The following is a 15,508-nucleotide window of genomic DNA, read 5'->3' as shown; positions in this document are numbered from 1 at the left end:
GGGGTCGCGGCGCCGTCGGGCGCGCCCCGGCGGCCCGACCGCGTAGGCTGAGTGGTCGACGAATCCCGTACCTCTCCCGACCGAAACGGTGGAACGACAGGCTGTGGCTGAGTTCATCTACTCCATGTACAAGGCGCGCAAGGCGCACGGAGACAAGGTCATCCTCGACGACGTCTCCCTGAACTTCCTGCCCGGCGCCAAGATCGGCGTCGTGGGCCCCAACGGCGCCGGGAAGTCCACGATCCTCAAGATCATGGCCGGCCTGGACACGCCGTCGAACGGCGAGGCGCGGCTCTCCCCGGGCTACAGCGTCGGCATCCTGCTCCAGGAGCCGCCGCTCAACGAGGAGAAGACGGTCCTGGGCAACGTCCAGGAGGCCGTCGCGGACATCCTCGCCAAGAAGCAGCGCTTCGACGAGATCTCGGCGCTCATGGCGGAGCCCGACGCCGACTTCGACGCGCTCCTCGCCGAGATGGGCACGCTCCAGGAGGCCATCGACGCCGCGGACGCGTGGGACCTCGACTCCCAGCTCGAGCAGGCGATGGACGCGCTGCGCTGCCCGCCGCCGGACGCCGACGTGTCGGTGCTCTCCGGTGGTGAGCGTCGCCGCGTCGCGCTGTGCAAGCTCCTGCTCGAGAAGCCGGACCTGCTGCTGCTCGACGAGCCCACGAACCACCTGGACGCCGAGTCGGTGCTGTGGCTCGAGCAGCACCTCGCGACGTACCCCGGCGCGATCCTCGCCGTCACCCACGACCGGTACTTCCTCGACCACGTCGCGGAGTGGATCTGCGAGGTCGACCGCGGCCGCCTGTACCCCTACGAGGGCAACTACTCGACGTACCTCGAGAAGAAGGGCGAGCGCCTCCAGGTCCAGGGCAAGAAGGACGCGAAGCTCGCCAAGCGCCTCAAGGAGGAGCTCGAGTGGGTCCGGTCCAACGCCAAGGGCCGCCAGACCAAGTCGAAGGCCCGCCTCGCCCGGTACGAGGAGATGGCGGCCGAGGCGGAGCGCACGAGGAAGCTCGACTTCGAGGAGATCCAGATCCCGCCGGGCCCGCGCCTGGGCAACCTGGTCCTCGAGGCGACGAACCTGCAGAAGGGCTTCGACGGCCGTCAGCTCATCGACGGCCTGAGCTTCACGCTGCCGCGCAACGGCATCGTCGGCGTCATCGGCCCGAACGGCGTCGGCAAGACGACGCTGTTCAAGACGATCGTCGGGCTCGAGCCGCTCGACGGCGGCGACCTCAAGGTCGGGGAGACCGTCTCGATCTCCTACGTCGACCAGTCGCGTGGCGGCATCGACCCCAAGAAGACGCTGTGGGAGGTCGTGTCGGACGGGCTCGACTTCATCAAGGTCGGCAACGTCGAGATCCCGTCGCGCGCGTACGTCGCGTCGTTCGGGTTCAAGGGCCCGGACCAGCAGAAGCCCGCGGGCGTCCTGTCGGGTGGCGAGCGCAACCGCCTCAACCTCGCGCTCACGCTCAAGCAGGGCGGCAACCTGCTGCTGCTCGACGAGCCGACGAACGACCTCGACGTCGAGACCCTGGGCTCCCTCGAGAACGCGCTGCTCGAGTTCCCCGGCTGCGCCGTCGTGGTGTCCCACGACCGGTGGTTCCTCGACCGCGTCGCGACGCACATCCTCGCGTACGAGGGCACCGAGGAGGACCCGGCGAACTGGTACTGGTTCGAGGGCAACTTCGCCTCGTACGAGGAGAACAAGGTCGAGCGCCTCGGCGCCGACGCGGCGCGTCCGCACCGCGTGACCTACCGCAAGCTCACGCGCGACTGAGCGAGGCCGGTCGAGCACGCGACGCCGGGCGGGACGCGTTCCCGCCCGGCGTCCGTGCGCACGGGGCGGCTCGGAGACGGGAAGACGTGGTGACCCGACGCGACGCCGAGCCCGACGCCGTGAGCTGCTCTCACGCGGCGAGCGTCGGGCACCTCAGCAGGCCGTTGCCCGGACCCGTGCGGGCGGTCCGGAGCCCCGACCGTGTCACACCGGGCCTGACCAGCGGCGTTGCGGCAGACTGGCGGCATGACGGCCAGCGGTGACCCCGGAGACGACGCGTTCCGCGACGTCACCGAGCCGACGGCCGACGACCCGCACCCCGGCGGGATCGCCGCGGGCGCCGCGGCGACGGCCGGGCTCGTCGAGTCCCTGGAGATCCTGCGGGGACGGCTCGCGGCCGCGCGGCTGCCGCTGGACCTGCCGGGCGCGGCCGCCGCGCGCGAGGACCTCGACCTGGCGGTGCACCAGCTCGACGACTACCTGCTGCCGCGCCTGCGGTCGCACTCCGCGCCGCTGCTCGTCGTCGTCGGCGGGTCGACCGGTGCCGGCAAGTCGACGCTCGTGAACTCCCTGCTCGGCGAGCACGTGTCCGCGCCTGGGGTCCTCCGCCCCACGACGCGCGCCCCTGTGCTGGTCCACCACCCGCTCGACGAGCGGTGGTTCTCGACCGACCGCGTCCTGCCGGGCCTTGCACGCGTGAGCGAGCACGGCCCGCGCGGGGACGCGTCCCCGGGCGGGACCGCGACCGCGTCGCCGCCCGACCCGACGCGCACGCTGCGGCTCGTGGCGAGCGACGCGCTGCCGCAAGGGCTCGCGCTCGTGGACGCGCCCGACGTCGACTCCGTGGAGACCGCGAACCGCGAGCTCGCCGCCCAGCTCCTCGCGGCCGCGGACCTGTGGCTCTTCGTCACGACGGCCGCGCGCTACGCCGACGCGGTCCCGTGGGACCTGCTGCACCGCGCGGCCGAGCGTCGCGCGCAGGTCGCGATCGTGCTCGACCGGGTCGACCCGGGCGCCGAGGCCGTGGCCGACGACCTGCGCCGCATGATGGACGAGAACGGCCTGGACGCCGCGCCGCTGTTCGCCGTGGGGGAGTCCGAGCTCGTGGACGGCTTCCTCCCGGAGCCCTCGGTCGCCGAGGTCGCGTCGTGGCTGTCCGCGCTCGGTGCCGACGGGGACGCCCGCGACCGGGTCGCGACCGCGACGCGCGACGGGGTCGTGGACGACCTCGTGCGCCGGGCCGTGCTCGTGGCGGGCGCGGCCGACGCCCAGGCGACGTCCGACGCGCGGCTGCGGGCCGTCGTCGGGCGCGCGTACGACGAGGCGGCGACGACCGTGGACGCCGCGACGAGCGACGGGGCGCTCCTGCGCGGTGAGGTGCTCGCGCGCTGGCAGGACTACGTGGGGACGAGCGAGCTGTTCCGGTCGGTGGAACAGGGCGTCGGGCGCGTGCGCGACGCCGTCGCCGCGTTCTTCCGCGGGCGACCCGCGCAGGCGCCGCAGGTGGAGCAGGCGATCGCGCACGGGCTGGAGGCCGTCGTGCTCGACGCCACCGACGCGGCCGCGGAGCGCGCGTACGGCGGGTGGCGCGCCGACCCCGCCGGCACGGCCCTGCTGGACGGGCTCGACCTGTCGCGGTCGTCCGCGGGCGTGCGGGCGCGGGTCGCCGAGGAGATCCGGGGTTGGCAGTCGGACGTCCTCGACCTGGTGCGCGAGCAGGGCGCGGGCAAGCGCGGGGCGGCACGCGCGCTGTCGTTCGGGATCAACGGCCTGGGGCTGAGCCTCATGGTCGTGGTGTTCGCGTCGACGGGCGGCCTCACGGGCGCCGAGGTCGGCATCGCCGGAGGGACGGCGATCCTCGCGCAGAAGCTGCTCGAGGCCGTGTTCGGCGACGACGCGGTACGACGCCTCACGCGGACCGCGCGCGAGCGCCTCGCCGAGCGGGTGCGGGCCGTGCTCGACGACGAGGCAAGGCGCTACACGGCCCAGCTCGACGCGCTCGGTACCGCCGACGCGGACGAGACGGCGCGCTCGGTGCGCGAGGCCGCGCGGGCGGTCGAGGCGGCGGCGCGCGTCGAGCGCTCCGCGCGGGGCACGGGCCCCGACGCGGGACGCACCGCGGTCGGACGGCACGCCGCGCGGCTCCTGCGCGGTGCGGGGTGGCGTGCGACGCCGGAGGACGCGCCGCTCGCCGCCCCCGGCGAAGACGGGTCGGAGCCTGCGCCGCGCCCCGGGTTCTGGCGGCGGCTCCTGGGCGGTGAGCGCGCATGACGATCGACCTCGCCGCGCGCACGACCGCCCTCGAGACCGCCGTCCGCGCGGGCGACGGGCGCGTGGACGCCGACCTGCTCGCCGACGCGCGCACCGTCGTCGCGCGTGCGCGCGAGCGGGCGGGCCTCTCCGCCGACCACACCGTCGTCGCGCTCGCCGGCGCGACGGGCTCGGGCAAGTCGTCGGTCTTCAACGCGCTGGCCGGGGACGACCTGGCCCGAGTCGGGATCCAGCGGCCGACGACGTCGCACCCGCTGGCGGCCGTGTGGGGCACCGGCGGGGCGGCGCACCCGGCGAGCGCCACTCCGCCCGGTACCACGCACGGGGCGGCGGGGGCCGGGGCCCTCCTCGACTGGCTGGAGGTGCGACGCCGGCACGAGATGGGCACGCCGCTCACGTCGGGCGACCCCGACGACGCGCGGGCGGGCGGCGGGCTCCGCGGGCTCCTCAAGGGCCGGCGCGCCGCAGAGGTCACGAGCGGCCTCGTGCTGCTCGACCTGCCCGACCACGACTCTGTCGTCGTCGAGCACCGCGTGCGCGCGGAGCGCCTCGTCGAGCGGGCGGACCTGCTCGTGTGGGTCGTCGATCCGCAGAAGTACGCGGACGCCGCGCTGCACGAGCGCTACCTGCGCCCGCTCGCGGGGCACGGCTCGGTCGTCGTGCTGGTGCTCAACCAGGTGGACCGGCTCTCGCCCGCCGACGCGGACGCGTGCCTCGCAGACCTGCGCCGGCTCGCCGCCGAGGACGGGCTCGGTGACGCGCGCGTCCTCGGGGTCTCGGCGCGCACGGGCCAGGGCCTGGACGAGCTGCGCGGCCTGCTCGCGGACGCCGCGGCGCGACGGCGTGCGGCGAACGACCGGCTCGCCGCCGACGTGCGCGCCGTGGCCCGTCGCGTCGCCGTCGCGTGCGGCGAACCCGTCCCGGAGCGGGCCGCACGCCGGGCGCGCGACGGCCTCGTGGACGCGCTCGAGGCCGCCGCGGGCGTGCCGACGGTCGTCGCGGCCGTGCGGGGCTCGGCGGTCCGCGACGCGCGTGCCGCGACCGGATGGCCCGTCACACGCTGGGTCGGGCGGTTCCGCCCCGACCCGCTGCGGCGCATCGGGCTGCGGGCCGGTCCCGCGCCGGGGTCTGCCCGCGCGAGGGCCGCGAAGGAGCTCGGGGCAGGCGAGGCCGGGGTGCGCCCCGAGCTCGCCCGGACGTCGCTCCCCGCGGTCGGCGCGGCACTGCGCGCCGGTGCGCAGACGGCCGTGCGCGACTACGCCTCCGAGGCCACCGCGGGACTTCCCGACGACTGGGCGCTCGCCGTGCGCCGTCGGGCCTCCGAAGGAGCCGCGGACCTCCCCGACGCGCTCGACCAGGCGGTGGCCGGGACGGAGCTCGAGGCGTCGCGCCGTCCCGGGTGGTGGCGCGTCGTGGGCGCGTTGCAGTGGGTCGTGCTCGCGGCGCTCGTGGTCGGTCTGCTGTGGCTCGCCGCGCTGTGGGGCTTCACGTACCTGCGCCTGCCCGAGCCGCCGACGCCCGTGCTCACGCTCGGCGGGCCGGGAGCCCCCGAGCTCCCGTGGCCGACCCTGCTCGCGCTCGGAGGCATCGTCGTCGGGGTCCTCGTCGCCCTGCTCTCGCGCGCCGCCGCGTCCGTCGGCGGGCGTCGCCGTGCGGCCCGGGCCCGACGCCGCCTGCGCGACGCCGTCGGGCAGGTCGCGGACCGCCTCGTACGGCTCCCGGTGGGCGAGGAGCTGTCCGCGCTCGCGAGCTGTCGCGCCGCGGCCCTCGTCGCGGCCTCCTGACGACCCGCTGCCGCCGAACACGACATGAGGGTCGTTCACAGGCCCATGACGACCCCCATGTCGTGTTCGACGGCGGGTGGTGTCGTTCTCGCCGGCGGCCGGCGGCCGGCGGCGGCGAGGGGGTGGGGGAGGGGAGAATGGGTGTGCCACCGTCGAGCGAGAGGACCCTCCATGACCCGCCTGCACGTCCCCGTCTCCCTGCGGTGGTCGGACCTCGACGCGTACGCCCACGTGAACAACGTCGAGATGTTCCGGCTGCTGGAGGACGCGCGCATCACGGCGTTCTGGACCCACCCCGAGGCCGGTGAGGACGCCTGGCCCACGGCGGTCCTGGAGACCGGTCCGGCCGCGACGAGCCACACGCTCGTCGCGCGGCAGGAGATCGAGTACCTGCGCCCGCTCGGCTTCACGCGGACGCCCGTGCGGGTGGAGCTGTGGATCGGGCACCTGGGCGGCGCGAGCCTGGAGGTCTGCTACGAGGTGCACGACGGCGCAGCCCGCTTCGAGCGCACCGGCCCCACCTCGGGCGGCGCCCCCTACGCGAAGGCGGTCACCACCATCGTCGTGGTCGACGCGTCGACCGGCGCGCCCCGCCGCATCACGGAGACCGAGCGTGCGGCGTGGGAGCCGTTCGTCGAGGAGCCGCTGACCTTCCGCCGCCGGAGATGACGGTCGCCCGCGCCGGGGAGCAGCGTCCCGGCGCGGGCGACGATCATCCGCGGCTGCCCCGCGGGCTCACCCCACGGCGCACGGCGCCCCGCCCGACGCGCCGACCAGCGTGAAGCCCGTCGGCGGCGTGTTCACCCCGCCGTGCGCGACGTTCGCGCCGACCTCGACGGACGCCCCCGGGGCGAGGGTGCCGTTCCAGGCGGCGGACCGCACGGTGACGTCGGCGCCGGACTGCGTCCATGTCGCGCTCCAGCCGTTCGTCACCGTCTGCCCGGACGGGAGGGCGAACGCGAGCGTCCAGCCGTCCAGGGGCGTGGTCCCCGTGTTCGTGAGCCGGAGGGTCACCGTCCCGCCGGAGCCCCAGTCGCTCGACGACCACCGGACGGCGCACGCGCCGGGCGCGGGACCCGTCGACGTCGCCGGGGTCGTGAAGATCGCCGCCGGACCGGGTGCCGACGCGTTCCCGGCGCGGTCGGTCGCGACGAGGGCGACGCGGTAGGTCGTCTCGGGCGCGAGGCCGGTCAGGGCCTGGCCGGTGCCCGGCGTGGTCGCGACCCGGACGCCGTCGAGCAGCACGTCGTACCCGGCGACGCCGCTGCCCGCGTCCGAGGAGGGTGCCCACGTGACCGACGCCCCGGTCGCGGTGACGCCCGAGACCGTCGGCGTCCCGGGCGTCGACGGCGGCGTGGTGTCCGGCTCGACCGGCCCGGTCGTGGGCTCGGTGCCCCACAGCAGCTCGTCGCCCTCGGAGAGGGTGATGCGCGCGTTCTTGGTGAGGCTGTCGCCGGTCCCGACCTGCGCGAAGGACCAGTCGTCCGAGGCGTCCCAGACGTTCGCGGTCACACGGAACTGCACCTCGCGGCGGTGCTGGGACTGGCCGCCGGGGTAGACGACCGAGCCCGAGCAGTCGATCTCGACGAAGTACTGGTCGCCGCCCGCGTGACCGACGCTCGCGGTCGCGCCGGGGCACTCGGAGTAGTTCGTCGTGGCGCGCAGGGTCGCCGGGTCGGCGCCGTCGTCGAGCGTGAACCAGTACCGCAGGCGGACGTCGTCGAGCACGCGCGCCGGGAAGGCGGACCGGTTGCGCAGCACGGCCTTGATCTCCGTGAACGCGGTGCCGGGCTGGTTGAGGCGCGACTCGACGAAGAACTCGTCCTGGTCCGGGGTCTCGGGCCGCGGGAAGTCGGCGAGCGGGGCACCCCCGTGCTCGCCGACGAGGAACGCGAGCGCCGACGTGAAGCCGGCGTTGTAGTCGGTCGCGACCTCGTTCGCGACGTAGTCCGAACGGCTGTCCGTGTAGGTGTCGTCCGGAGCACCCGGGCCGCCGACGAGCGCCCCGTACAGGACGTGCCGCGTCGCCGCGGGCTCGGTGAGCGAGTCGAGCCACGAGCCGTGCGCGGTGCGGTGGTGCGGGTTCTGCGGCGAGCCCTCGCCGTACCCGACGACGTACGACGCGCCGCGCGGGTTGTCGCCGAGCGCGTAGCCGATCTGGCGCTCACCGAAGTCCTGGTAGGTCTGCGCGCGGGTCGTGTCGCCGCGATCCCGCAGCCACTCGCCGTAGGTCAGCGCGACGAACGCCGTGTTCGCGGCGTAGCGCAGCGAGCCCCACGAGTCGAGGAACGCCTGCCCGCCGGGGGAGTACCGCACGCGCGAGCCCTGGTGCCCGGTGGTCCAGAAGTCGAGCCACCGGTTCGCGTCGTCGACGTACTTCTGCTTGCCCGTCGCCTGGGCCAGCAGCGCGTACGCGCCGTACGTCTTGTCGTCCCACGCGATCGTCCAGCGGTACGACGGCGTGCTCGTCTGGTTCTCGCGCGAGAGACCGGCGTACTCCTGCTCGGCCTTCGCGAGGTACGCGGCGTCCCCCGTCGCCTCGTACAGCCAGTACGCGCCCCACACGAGCTCGTCCTGGTAGCCGGACCACGAGTTGTAGAACGCGCCCACGGGCACGCAGTCGGAGTACTTGCCGCGGTAGGTGTCGGCGAAGTCGTAGAGCTGCTCCGCGTGCTCGACGAGCTCGGCCGCGTAGGCGGGGTCGGAGTCCGCGAAGACGATCGACGACGCCGCCATGGCCGCCGCGGTCTCGCCCGCGACGTCGCTCCCGGGGCACGACCGGTCGACCTTGTACGCCGGCCGGGCCATCGGCATCGCCTCGGCCGGTCCCCACCACTTGTGGTCCGCGTCGCCGTCGCCGACCTGCGCGTAGAGCACGTCCGGCTCGGGGTGGGCCTTGATGAAGTAGTCGTTGACCCAGCGCAGCGAGTCGAGCAGCTCGTCCCGCTGGCCAGATGCCGCGTACCCGTCGGGGCTCGCGATGGCGCCCCAGGCGAGCATCGTCGTCGTGAAGGCCATGGGCAGCCCGAACTTCACGTGGTCGCCCGCGTCGTACCAGCCGCCCGTGAGGTCGAGCCCCACGTCGGCGCCGTCGTCGAGCGCCGAGTCGCCGCGCCAGCTCACCCGGAAGTCGTCGGGGAGGTCGCCCGAGCGCTGGGCGTCGTAGAAGAACAGGGACTTCTGGAGCGCCTCGGCGTAGTTCGGCTCCGCGGCCGACGTGGCGGTCGCTGCGGGGGCGGGCGCTGCGCTCGCCGCCGGGCTCGGCGCGGCCGAGGCCGGGGTCGTGGCCGCGAGGCTCGCGACGAGCAGGGCGCCCGTGGCGAGGACCGCGGTGGGTCGTGGGTGCATGGTTGCCTCTCGGTCCGTCTGCGTCCGCGTCGACGCAGGTCGGGGCCACTGTCCGGAGGCGGCGGAGCCGGGGTCAAGGGTGGGGGCGACCCCGAAACGTTTAGCCGCCGTGGGCGGCGCGCTCCGCGGCGGCGGCGACGTTGCGCTGCATCCCGCCGAACACGACGCCGTGGAAGGGCTTGACCGCCCACCAGTAGAGCTGGCCCGCGAGGCCGTGGGGGTAGAACAGCGCGCGCTGCGCGAAGTAGGTCCGGCCGGGCCCGCGCGCGTCGTCGGGCGAGGGCCCGGGTGCGTCGGGGTCGGTCGCGTCCGGGAGCTCCGCGGCCGCCTCGTCGACGCGCAGCTCGAGCCACGCGAGCCCCGGCAGGCGCATCTCGGCCCGCAGCAGCAGGCGACGGCCCGGCTCGATCGCCTCGACGCGCCACCAGTCGAGCTCGTCGTCCACGCGCAGGTGCCGCTCGTCGCGCCGACCGCGCCGCAGCCCGGGCCCGCCGACTGCGCGGTCCAGGAGCCCGCGCACGCGCCACGCGAGGGACCACGAGTACCAGCCGCCCTGCCCGCCGATCTCCTCGACGACGCGCCAGAGCACGTCGCGCGGCGCATCGACGACCGTCCGCCGCTCGTCGACGTACAGCGAGCCGCCGGCCCAGTCGGGGTCGCTCGGCAGGGGGTCCGACGGCGCTCCCGGGACCGAGGCGGAGGACCAGCGCGTCACGACCTCGCCGTCGTGGATGCGCTCCAGGGCCAGCTCGACGGCACGGTCGAACCCGAGGAGGCCCTCGGGCGGGTCGGGCACGTACTGCCGGATGTCGTGCTCCCGGCACACGACCTCGTGCTGGAGCGACTCGACCAGCGGCCTCGCGATGCCCGACGGCACGGGGGTGACGAGCCCGACCCAGTGGCTCGACAGCTTCGGCGTGAGCACCGGGACGCTGACGATCGCGCGCCGGGGGAGCCCGGCCACCTTCGCGTAGCGCTGCATCATGTCGCGGTACGTGAGGACGTCGGGCCCGCCGACGTCGAACGCGCGCGAGACGTCGGGCGGCATCGTCGCGGACCCGACGAGGTAGCGCAGCACGTCCCGCACCGCGATGGGCTGGATGCGATTGTCGACCCACTTCGGCGTCGTCATGGCCGGGAGCCGCTCGGTGAGGTAACGCATCATCTCGAACGACGCGGACCCGGAGCCGAGGATCACCGCCGCCTGGAGCACCGTCGTCGGGACGCCCGACGCGAGGAGGATCTCGCCGACCTCCTTGCGCGACGCGAGGTGGCGCGAGAGCTCGCCCTCGGGGACGTCCGGGAACATCCCGCCGAGGTACACGATCCGCCCGACGCCCGCCTCGCGCGCGGCGCGCGCGAACGTCAGCGCGGTGCGACGGTCGCGCGCCTCGAACGTGCTCCCGGTGCCGAGCGAGTGCACGAGGTAGTACGCGACGTCGGCGCCCTCGAGCGCGGCCCGGATCTGGTCGAGGTCCGCAGCGTCGGCGGCCACCGTCTCGACGTCGTGCACCCACTCGCGTCCCCCGAGCCGCTCGGGGTGGCGTGCGAGCGCGCGCACCTCGAACCCCGCGCGCAGGAGCTCGGGCACGAGCCGCCCGCCCACGTAGCCGGTGACGCCGGTGACCGCGGCCCTCACGAGAGGAGCTCCAGGAGCTCGCGCTCGGCGCGCGTCTGCGACCGCGTGGACCCGATGGTCTCACCGCGCTCCCACAGGTCGAACAGGCGCGGGTCGATGTACGACGACCGTGCGACGGCGGGGGTGTTCCCGAGCTCCTCCGCGACGTCCTTGACGATCCCCGTGACGACCTTGCGCCGCGCCCGTTCGGAGGCGGGCGCGGCCCCTGCGTCCGCGAGCGCGCGCGCCGCGAGCACCGTCGCGTGCCAGGTGCGGAAGTCCTTGGGCGTCGCGTCGTCGCCGAGCCGTTCCTTGATGCCCGCCTGGACGTCGGCGCTCGTGACGTCGTGCCACACGGCGCGCCCGTCGGGGCCGTCCTCGCGCCACGCGAGCAGCTCGACGCCGCCGCGGCGCCGCTTGAGCGTCGTGACGAGCTCGGCGACCACCGGGTCGTCCACGACGACGTCGCGCACCTGCCCCGACTTCGCGGGGTAGTGGAAGTGGACGCTCCCGTCGCGCCGCACCCGTGCGTGCTCCTTGCGGATCGTCGCCAGGCCATAGCTGTTGTTCTGCTTCGCGTAGATCTCGCCGCCGGCGCGGAAGTACGCGAGGTCGAGCAGCCGGAAGGCGAGGGCCAGCACCGTGTCACGACCCATGCCGGGCCGCGCGAGCTCGCGCTCGACGCGGCGCCGGGCCGCGGGCAGGCGCCGGCCCACGTCGAGCACGTGGTCGTGCTTGCGTCGCGCGCGCCTTACCTGCCACTGCTCGTGGTACAGGTACTGGCCGCGACCGGCGACGTCGCGCCCGAACGCCTGGATGTGCCCGTTCGGGTACCGGCAGATCCAGACGTCGGACCAGGCGGGCGGGACCGCGAGGCGCGTGCACCGCACGAGCTCGTCCTCGTCGCCGAGCGGGAGCCCCTCGACGTCGAGGAACACCCACGAGTCGCCCTTCGGGCGCCGCGAGTACCCGGGGGAGGTCACGGACACCCGACGCAGTCGCACCCGGTCATCGTGCGGGACGTGTGGCCCGCTCGCGCGCCGGGGACCGCCGCAGCACGCCTTCCCTCGGCGCGCCGACGGCCGGGGCGCACGCGCCCCGGCCGTCGGCGTCGGGTCAGGCGACCGCGCAGGTCGCGCCGTTCAGGGTGAAGGACGTCGGCTCGGTGTTGGTCCCGGTGTGGGAGCCGTTGAAGCCGACCTCGACGCTCGCGCCCGCGCCGAGCGTGGTGTTCCACGCGGCGGGGGTCACGGTGACGGTCGAGCCGGACTGCGCGTACTGCGCGGACCAGCCCTGCGTGATCGTCTGGCCGTTCGCGAAGGTGAACGTCAGGGTCCAGTTCTGCAGGGCGGCGGCGGAGTCGTTCGTGATCCGCAGCGACCCCGTGAACCCGGTGTTCCACGAGCTCGCGGTGTACGCGACCGTGCACGCGCCCACCGGGGTGGGCGTGTCGTCCTCGGTCGTGCCGGTCACCGTGCCGGACGTCGCGGACACGTTGCCTGCCGCGTCGACCGCACGGACCGCGTAGACGTGCGCGGTGCCGGCGGCGAGGCCGGTGTCCGTGTACGACGTCGTCGTGACCTGGGCGACCTGCGTCCCGTCGCGGAACACGCGGTAGCCGGTCACGCCCGTGTCGTCGGTGGACGCGCTCCATGCGAGCGCGACCGTGGAGGTCGTCACGCCCGAGACCCGCAGCCCGGTCGGGGCGGACGGCGCCTGGTCGTCGCCGCCCGAGCCGCCGTCCTCGTCCGTGGTCACGGTGAGCGGCGCGGACGCGGCCGAGACGTTGCCCGCGGCATCGCGCGCCCGGACGGTCACGGTGTAGGACGCGCCCGCCTCGAGGCCGGTGACCGTGAACGAGGTCGTGGCGGTCGTGCCCACGGCCGTGCCGTCGACGAGCACGGTGTAGCCCGTGACGCCCCGGTCGTCGGTGGACGCGGTCCAGCTCACGTCCGCCGACGTCGTGGTGGTCGCCCCGGCCGTCAGGCCCGTCGGGACCGACGGCGCGGTCGTGTCGGCGGGGCCGCCGCTGCCGTCGCCCTCGATCGCCGGGTAGGCGTTCTCGACGAGCATCCGGAACTGCGACTCGAACCACTGGCCCGCGAGCGGGGCGTCGGGCAGGGCGCCCGTGAGCTGGTTGGCGAGCTTGGGCGAGACGAACGTCGGGTCGCACATGCGGTCGAACCGCTTGCCCTGGTCGTTCGGGATGTCGGACGACGCGCCGTCGGACTCGCCCGGAGGCTTGACCCACACGTAGGCGTGCAGGTGCGACTCCGGGAAGCCCGCGGGCGAGACCTGCGGGCGCTCGCCGATCCCGGCGCCGGCGGGGTTGCACCAGGCGCCGCGGTGGATGCGCTTGTCGACGCGCGACTCGTCCACGTAGGTGTTGAGGTTCGTGGACGTGCTCACCGCCGTCGGGCGGTCCTCGCCGCCCCAGCCGTTGCGCGAGGTGTCGATGAGCATGCCGATCGACGACGGGAAGCCCTCGGCGACCAGCAGGTCGTAGAGGTGCGCCGTCCAGTCGGCCTCGTCGAAGTCGGCGTTCCACTCGTAGAAGGACGCCGAGCGCACGGGCGTGCTGCCGAGCTGGACGTCCTCGAGGAACGGCTCGTGCAGCGGGGTCGAGTTGGCGGTGTTCGTGACGAAGCCGGCGACGGACGCGTAGCCCGCCTCCGTCGACTGCACGACCTCCTTGAAGAGCTTTGCCGCCGGGCCCGCGTTGCTCGGCCAGCCGAGCCAGCCGGCGTGCGCCGCGTCGATGTAGGAGTACACGTTGCCGACGTCGTGGAGCGCGTCCAGCGCGTACTTCACGCCCTCGCGGTAGTACGGCGCGGACGCCTGGCAGTCGGGCGTGCTGATGTTCGTGATGAGGTTCGGCAGCGAGTCCGGCTCGATCGTCGCGACGATGCGCAGGTCCTCGTAGGCGGGGTCGTCGAGGATGTCGGCGATGACGTCGATGTACTCGGTCTTGTACCGCGCCATGTCCGTGGCGTTCGGCTTGAGCTCGCCGTTGGACGCGAGCGCGTAGCAGTCGCGACCGGGCAGGTCGTAGATCACGAGGTTGAACACCATCGGCACGCCGGGCTGCTTCTGCTCGATCGCGGCGTCGAGGTGGTGCCGCAGGCCCGGGCCGTCGGCGTTGCCCTCGATCGCGCTGATGCGGTCCATCCAGACCGAGGTGGGCTCGTCGGCGATCGCCCGCATGCGGGAACCGAGGTCGCCACCGGCGCGATCGGCGGCGGCCTCGACGTTGGCGGACCAGAACTCGTTGACGTACTGCGTGGCACCGGCGAACGGGTTGCTCACGCGTGGCTCGGCGGCGTTCGCCGGCGCGGCGGTCGCGACCAGCGGGGCGGCGAGCAGCGCGAGCGACGCGGCGACGGCCGCGCCCCTGCGCGGTCGGCTGGATCGGGATGGCACGTGGTCCTCCAAGGGTCCGGGGGCGCGGACGGGTCCGCGCACCGGGCGGCTCTGCCCGGCGGTGACAACGTGACGAACCGGGACCGCCGTCGGCTACCGGCTGAAACGTTTAGGCCCCCCGCGGTGGCGCCGTCGTCCCACGCAGGAGGAGGCGCGCGGCGGGACGCTCGCGGTCGACGGGCGGACGGGCCGCGGCCGGGTCGGCGTCGGGCCGCGCGACCGGGCGCCCGAGACCCAGCCGTGCGACGACGACGTCCGCGACGTGCGCGCCGAGCCGCTGGAAGGGCCGGTGCACGGCGGTCAGCGCGGGAGCGACCAGCCGGCACGTCGCGGAGTCCTCGCCGGACAGCACCGACAGGTCCCACGGGACCTCGAGCCCCTGGCTCCGTCCGGCCTCGAGCACCGCGAGCGCGGCGACGTCCGTGTCGGTGAGCACGGCGGTGGGGCGCGAGTCGTGCGCGACGAGCCGCGCCGCACGCGAGCGCGTCTCCTCCCACGTGCGGCACTCGACGACGTCGACCCGGGCCTCCGGGCCGCCTGCGTCGCGGGTCGCCGCGACCAGGGTGCGCGCCACCTCGTCCTGCGCGTCCGAGACGAGGACCGCGATCCGCCGGTGGCCGAGCTCGACGAGGTAGCGGGCCGCGCGGGAGTCCGCGTCGCCGGTGAACCAGGTCCGCGCGCCCGGGGCGGCGGGCTCGGGCGGGCCGGGCGCGACCTCGACGAACGGGATCGCGGCCTCGCGCGCGACCCGGGTCCGGGGATCGCGCGCGTGGGCGTCGACCACGACGTACGCGGCGTGCCGCCGCTCGGACCAGCCGGCCTCGAGCTCCCGGGCGCCCTCCTCCCGGTCGTCGGTGACCTCGAGACTGAGGGCGAGGTCGTGCTCCGCGAGGACGGCGCGCATGCCGGCCGCGAGTGCCAGGGCGCGAGCGGGCCCGGCAGCTCCCTCCGCCGCGTGCACGACCTGGAGCGCCACGCTGCGGGCACTGGCGCGCAGCGAGCGTGCGGCCGCGCTCGGGCGCCAGCCGAGGTCGGCAGCGGTGCGCAGGACGTGCCGGCGCGTGCGCTCGGACACGCCGGGACGGCCGTTGAGGGCGTAGGAGACGACGGCGATCGACACTCCCGCCGCGCGCGCGACGTCGGTGATCGTGATGCGTCGTTCGGCCGGGCTGGCGGCGCGTGGCGAGGGTGCTCCGCCGGGGGAGTTAGTGGTCACGCTCCCACACTGTGCCCGGTTTGGGTGCATGATGCCTATCAGGACTCGGTGACGATGACGTGACG

The 15,508-nt window shown here is 74.9% G+C and carries 9 protein-coding genes; 4 read left to right on the top strand and 5 right to left on the bottom strand.

What is annotated here, in order from left to right; genetic code table 11:
• Positions 1 to 103 precede the first annotated feature (103 nt).
• From ettA to CCE02nite_RS15790, 4 genes are all read left to right on the top strand, one after another.
• Complete coding sequence (ettA, locus tag CCE02nite_RS15805; RefSeq protein WP_141390592.1) at positions 104 to 1,786, top strand: energy-dependent translational throttle protein EttA; 1,683 nt, start codon at positions 104 to 106, stop codon at positions 1,784 to 1,786.
• A gap of 246 nt (positions 1,787 to 2,032) precedes the next feature.
• Positions 2,033 to 4,057, top strand: a complete 2,025-nt coding sequence (locus CCE02nite_RS15800; protein WP_141390591.1) for a dynamin family protein — start codon at positions 2,033 to 2,035, stop codon at positions 4,055 to 4,057.
• Positions 4,054 to 5,841: a dynamin family protein gene (locus CCE02nite_RS15795; RefSeq protein ID WP_141390590.1), complete on the top strand. Its 1,788-nt coding sequence runs from the start codon at positions 4,054 to 4,056 to the stop codon at positions 5,839 to 5,841. Before CCE02nite_RS15800 ends, CCE02nite_RS15795 begins: the two co-directional genes overlap by 4 nt.
• Positions 5,842 to 6,012: 171 nt before the next feature.
• On the top strand, positions 6,013 to 6,510 hold the full coding sequence (locus tag CCE02nite_RS15790; RefSeq protein WP_141390589.1) for an acyl-CoA thioesterase: 498 nt from the start codon (positions 6,013 to 6,015) through the stop codon (positions 6,508 to 6,510).
• 66 nt (positions 6,511 to 6,576) lie between these two features.
• Here the strand turns inward: CCE02nite_RS15790 and CCE02nite_RS15785 are convergent, their stop codons facing one another.
• From CCE02nite_RS15785 to CCE02nite_RS15765, 5 genes are all read right to left on the bottom strand, one after another.
• Positions 6,577 to 9,189, bottom strand: a complete 2,613-nt coding sequence (locus CCE02nite_RS15785) for a glycoside hydrolase family 9 protein (protein ID WP_141390588.1) — start codon at positions 9,187 to 9,189, stop codon at positions 6,577 to 6,579.
• A gap of 100 nt (positions 9,190 to 9,289) precedes the next feature.
• On the bottom strand, positions 9,290 to 10,828 hold the full coding sequence (locus CCE02nite_RS15780) for an SDR family oxidoreductase (protein ID WP_141390587.1): 1,539 nt from the start codon (positions 10,826 to 10,828) through the stop codon (positions 9,290 to 9,292).
• Positions 10,825 to 11,811 (bottom strand): DNA topoisomerase IB, encoded by a 987-nt coding sequence (locus CCE02nite_RS15775; RefSeq protein ID WP_141390586.1) that lies wholly within the window; start codon positions 11,809 to 11,811, stop codon positions 10,825 to 10,827. Before CCE02nite_RS15775 ends, CCE02nite_RS15780 begins: the two co-directional genes overlap by 4 nt.
• Positions 11,812 to 11,923: 112 nt before the next feature.
• On the bottom strand, positions 11,924 to 14,227 hold the full coding sequence (locus tag CCE02nite_RS15770; RefSeq protein WP_141390585.1) for a glycoside hydrolase family 6 protein: 2,304 nt from the start codon (positions 14,225 to 14,227) through the stop codon (positions 11,924 to 11,926).
• A 109-nt stretch (positions 14,228 to 14,336) separates the two neighbouring features.
• Positions 14,337 to 15,443: a LacI family DNA-binding transcriptional regulator gene (locus CCE02nite_RS15765; RefSeq protein ID WP_170227340.1), complete on the bottom strand. Its 1,107-nt coding sequence runs from the start codon at positions 15,441 to 15,443 to the stop codon at positions 14,337 to 14,339.
• Between the last annotated feature and the right edge of the window lie 65 nt (positions 15,444 to 15,508).

The sequence above is a fragment of the Cellulosimicrobium cellulans genome, from assembly GCF_006539945.1.
Taxonomy (GTDB): domain Bacteria; phylum Actinomycetota; class Actinomycetes; order Actinomycetales; family Cellulomonadaceae; genus Cellulosimicrobium; species Cellulosimicrobium cellulans.
This window is presented reverse-complemented; position numbering and strand designations above follow the sequence as displayed.

Excerpts from the sequence above, each read along its gene's own strand:
- CCE02nite_RS15800 (WP_141390591.1), top strand. The coding sequence starts at position 2,033 with ATGACGGCCAGCGGTGACCCCGGAGACGACGCGTTCCGCGACGTCACC.
- CCE02nite_RS15795 (WP_141390590.1), top strand. The coding sequence starts at position 4,054 with ATGACGATCGACCTCGCCGCGCGCACGACCGCCCTCGAGACCGCCGTC.
- CCE02nite_RS15790 (WP_141390589.1), top strand. The coding sequence starts at position 6,013 with ATGACCCGCCTGCACGTCCCCGTCTCCCTGCGGTGGTCGGACCTCGAC.
- CCE02nite_RS15785 (WP_141390588.1), bottom strand. The coding sequence starts at position 9,189 with ATGCACCCACGACCCACCGCGGTCCTCGCCACGGGCGCCCTGCTCGTC.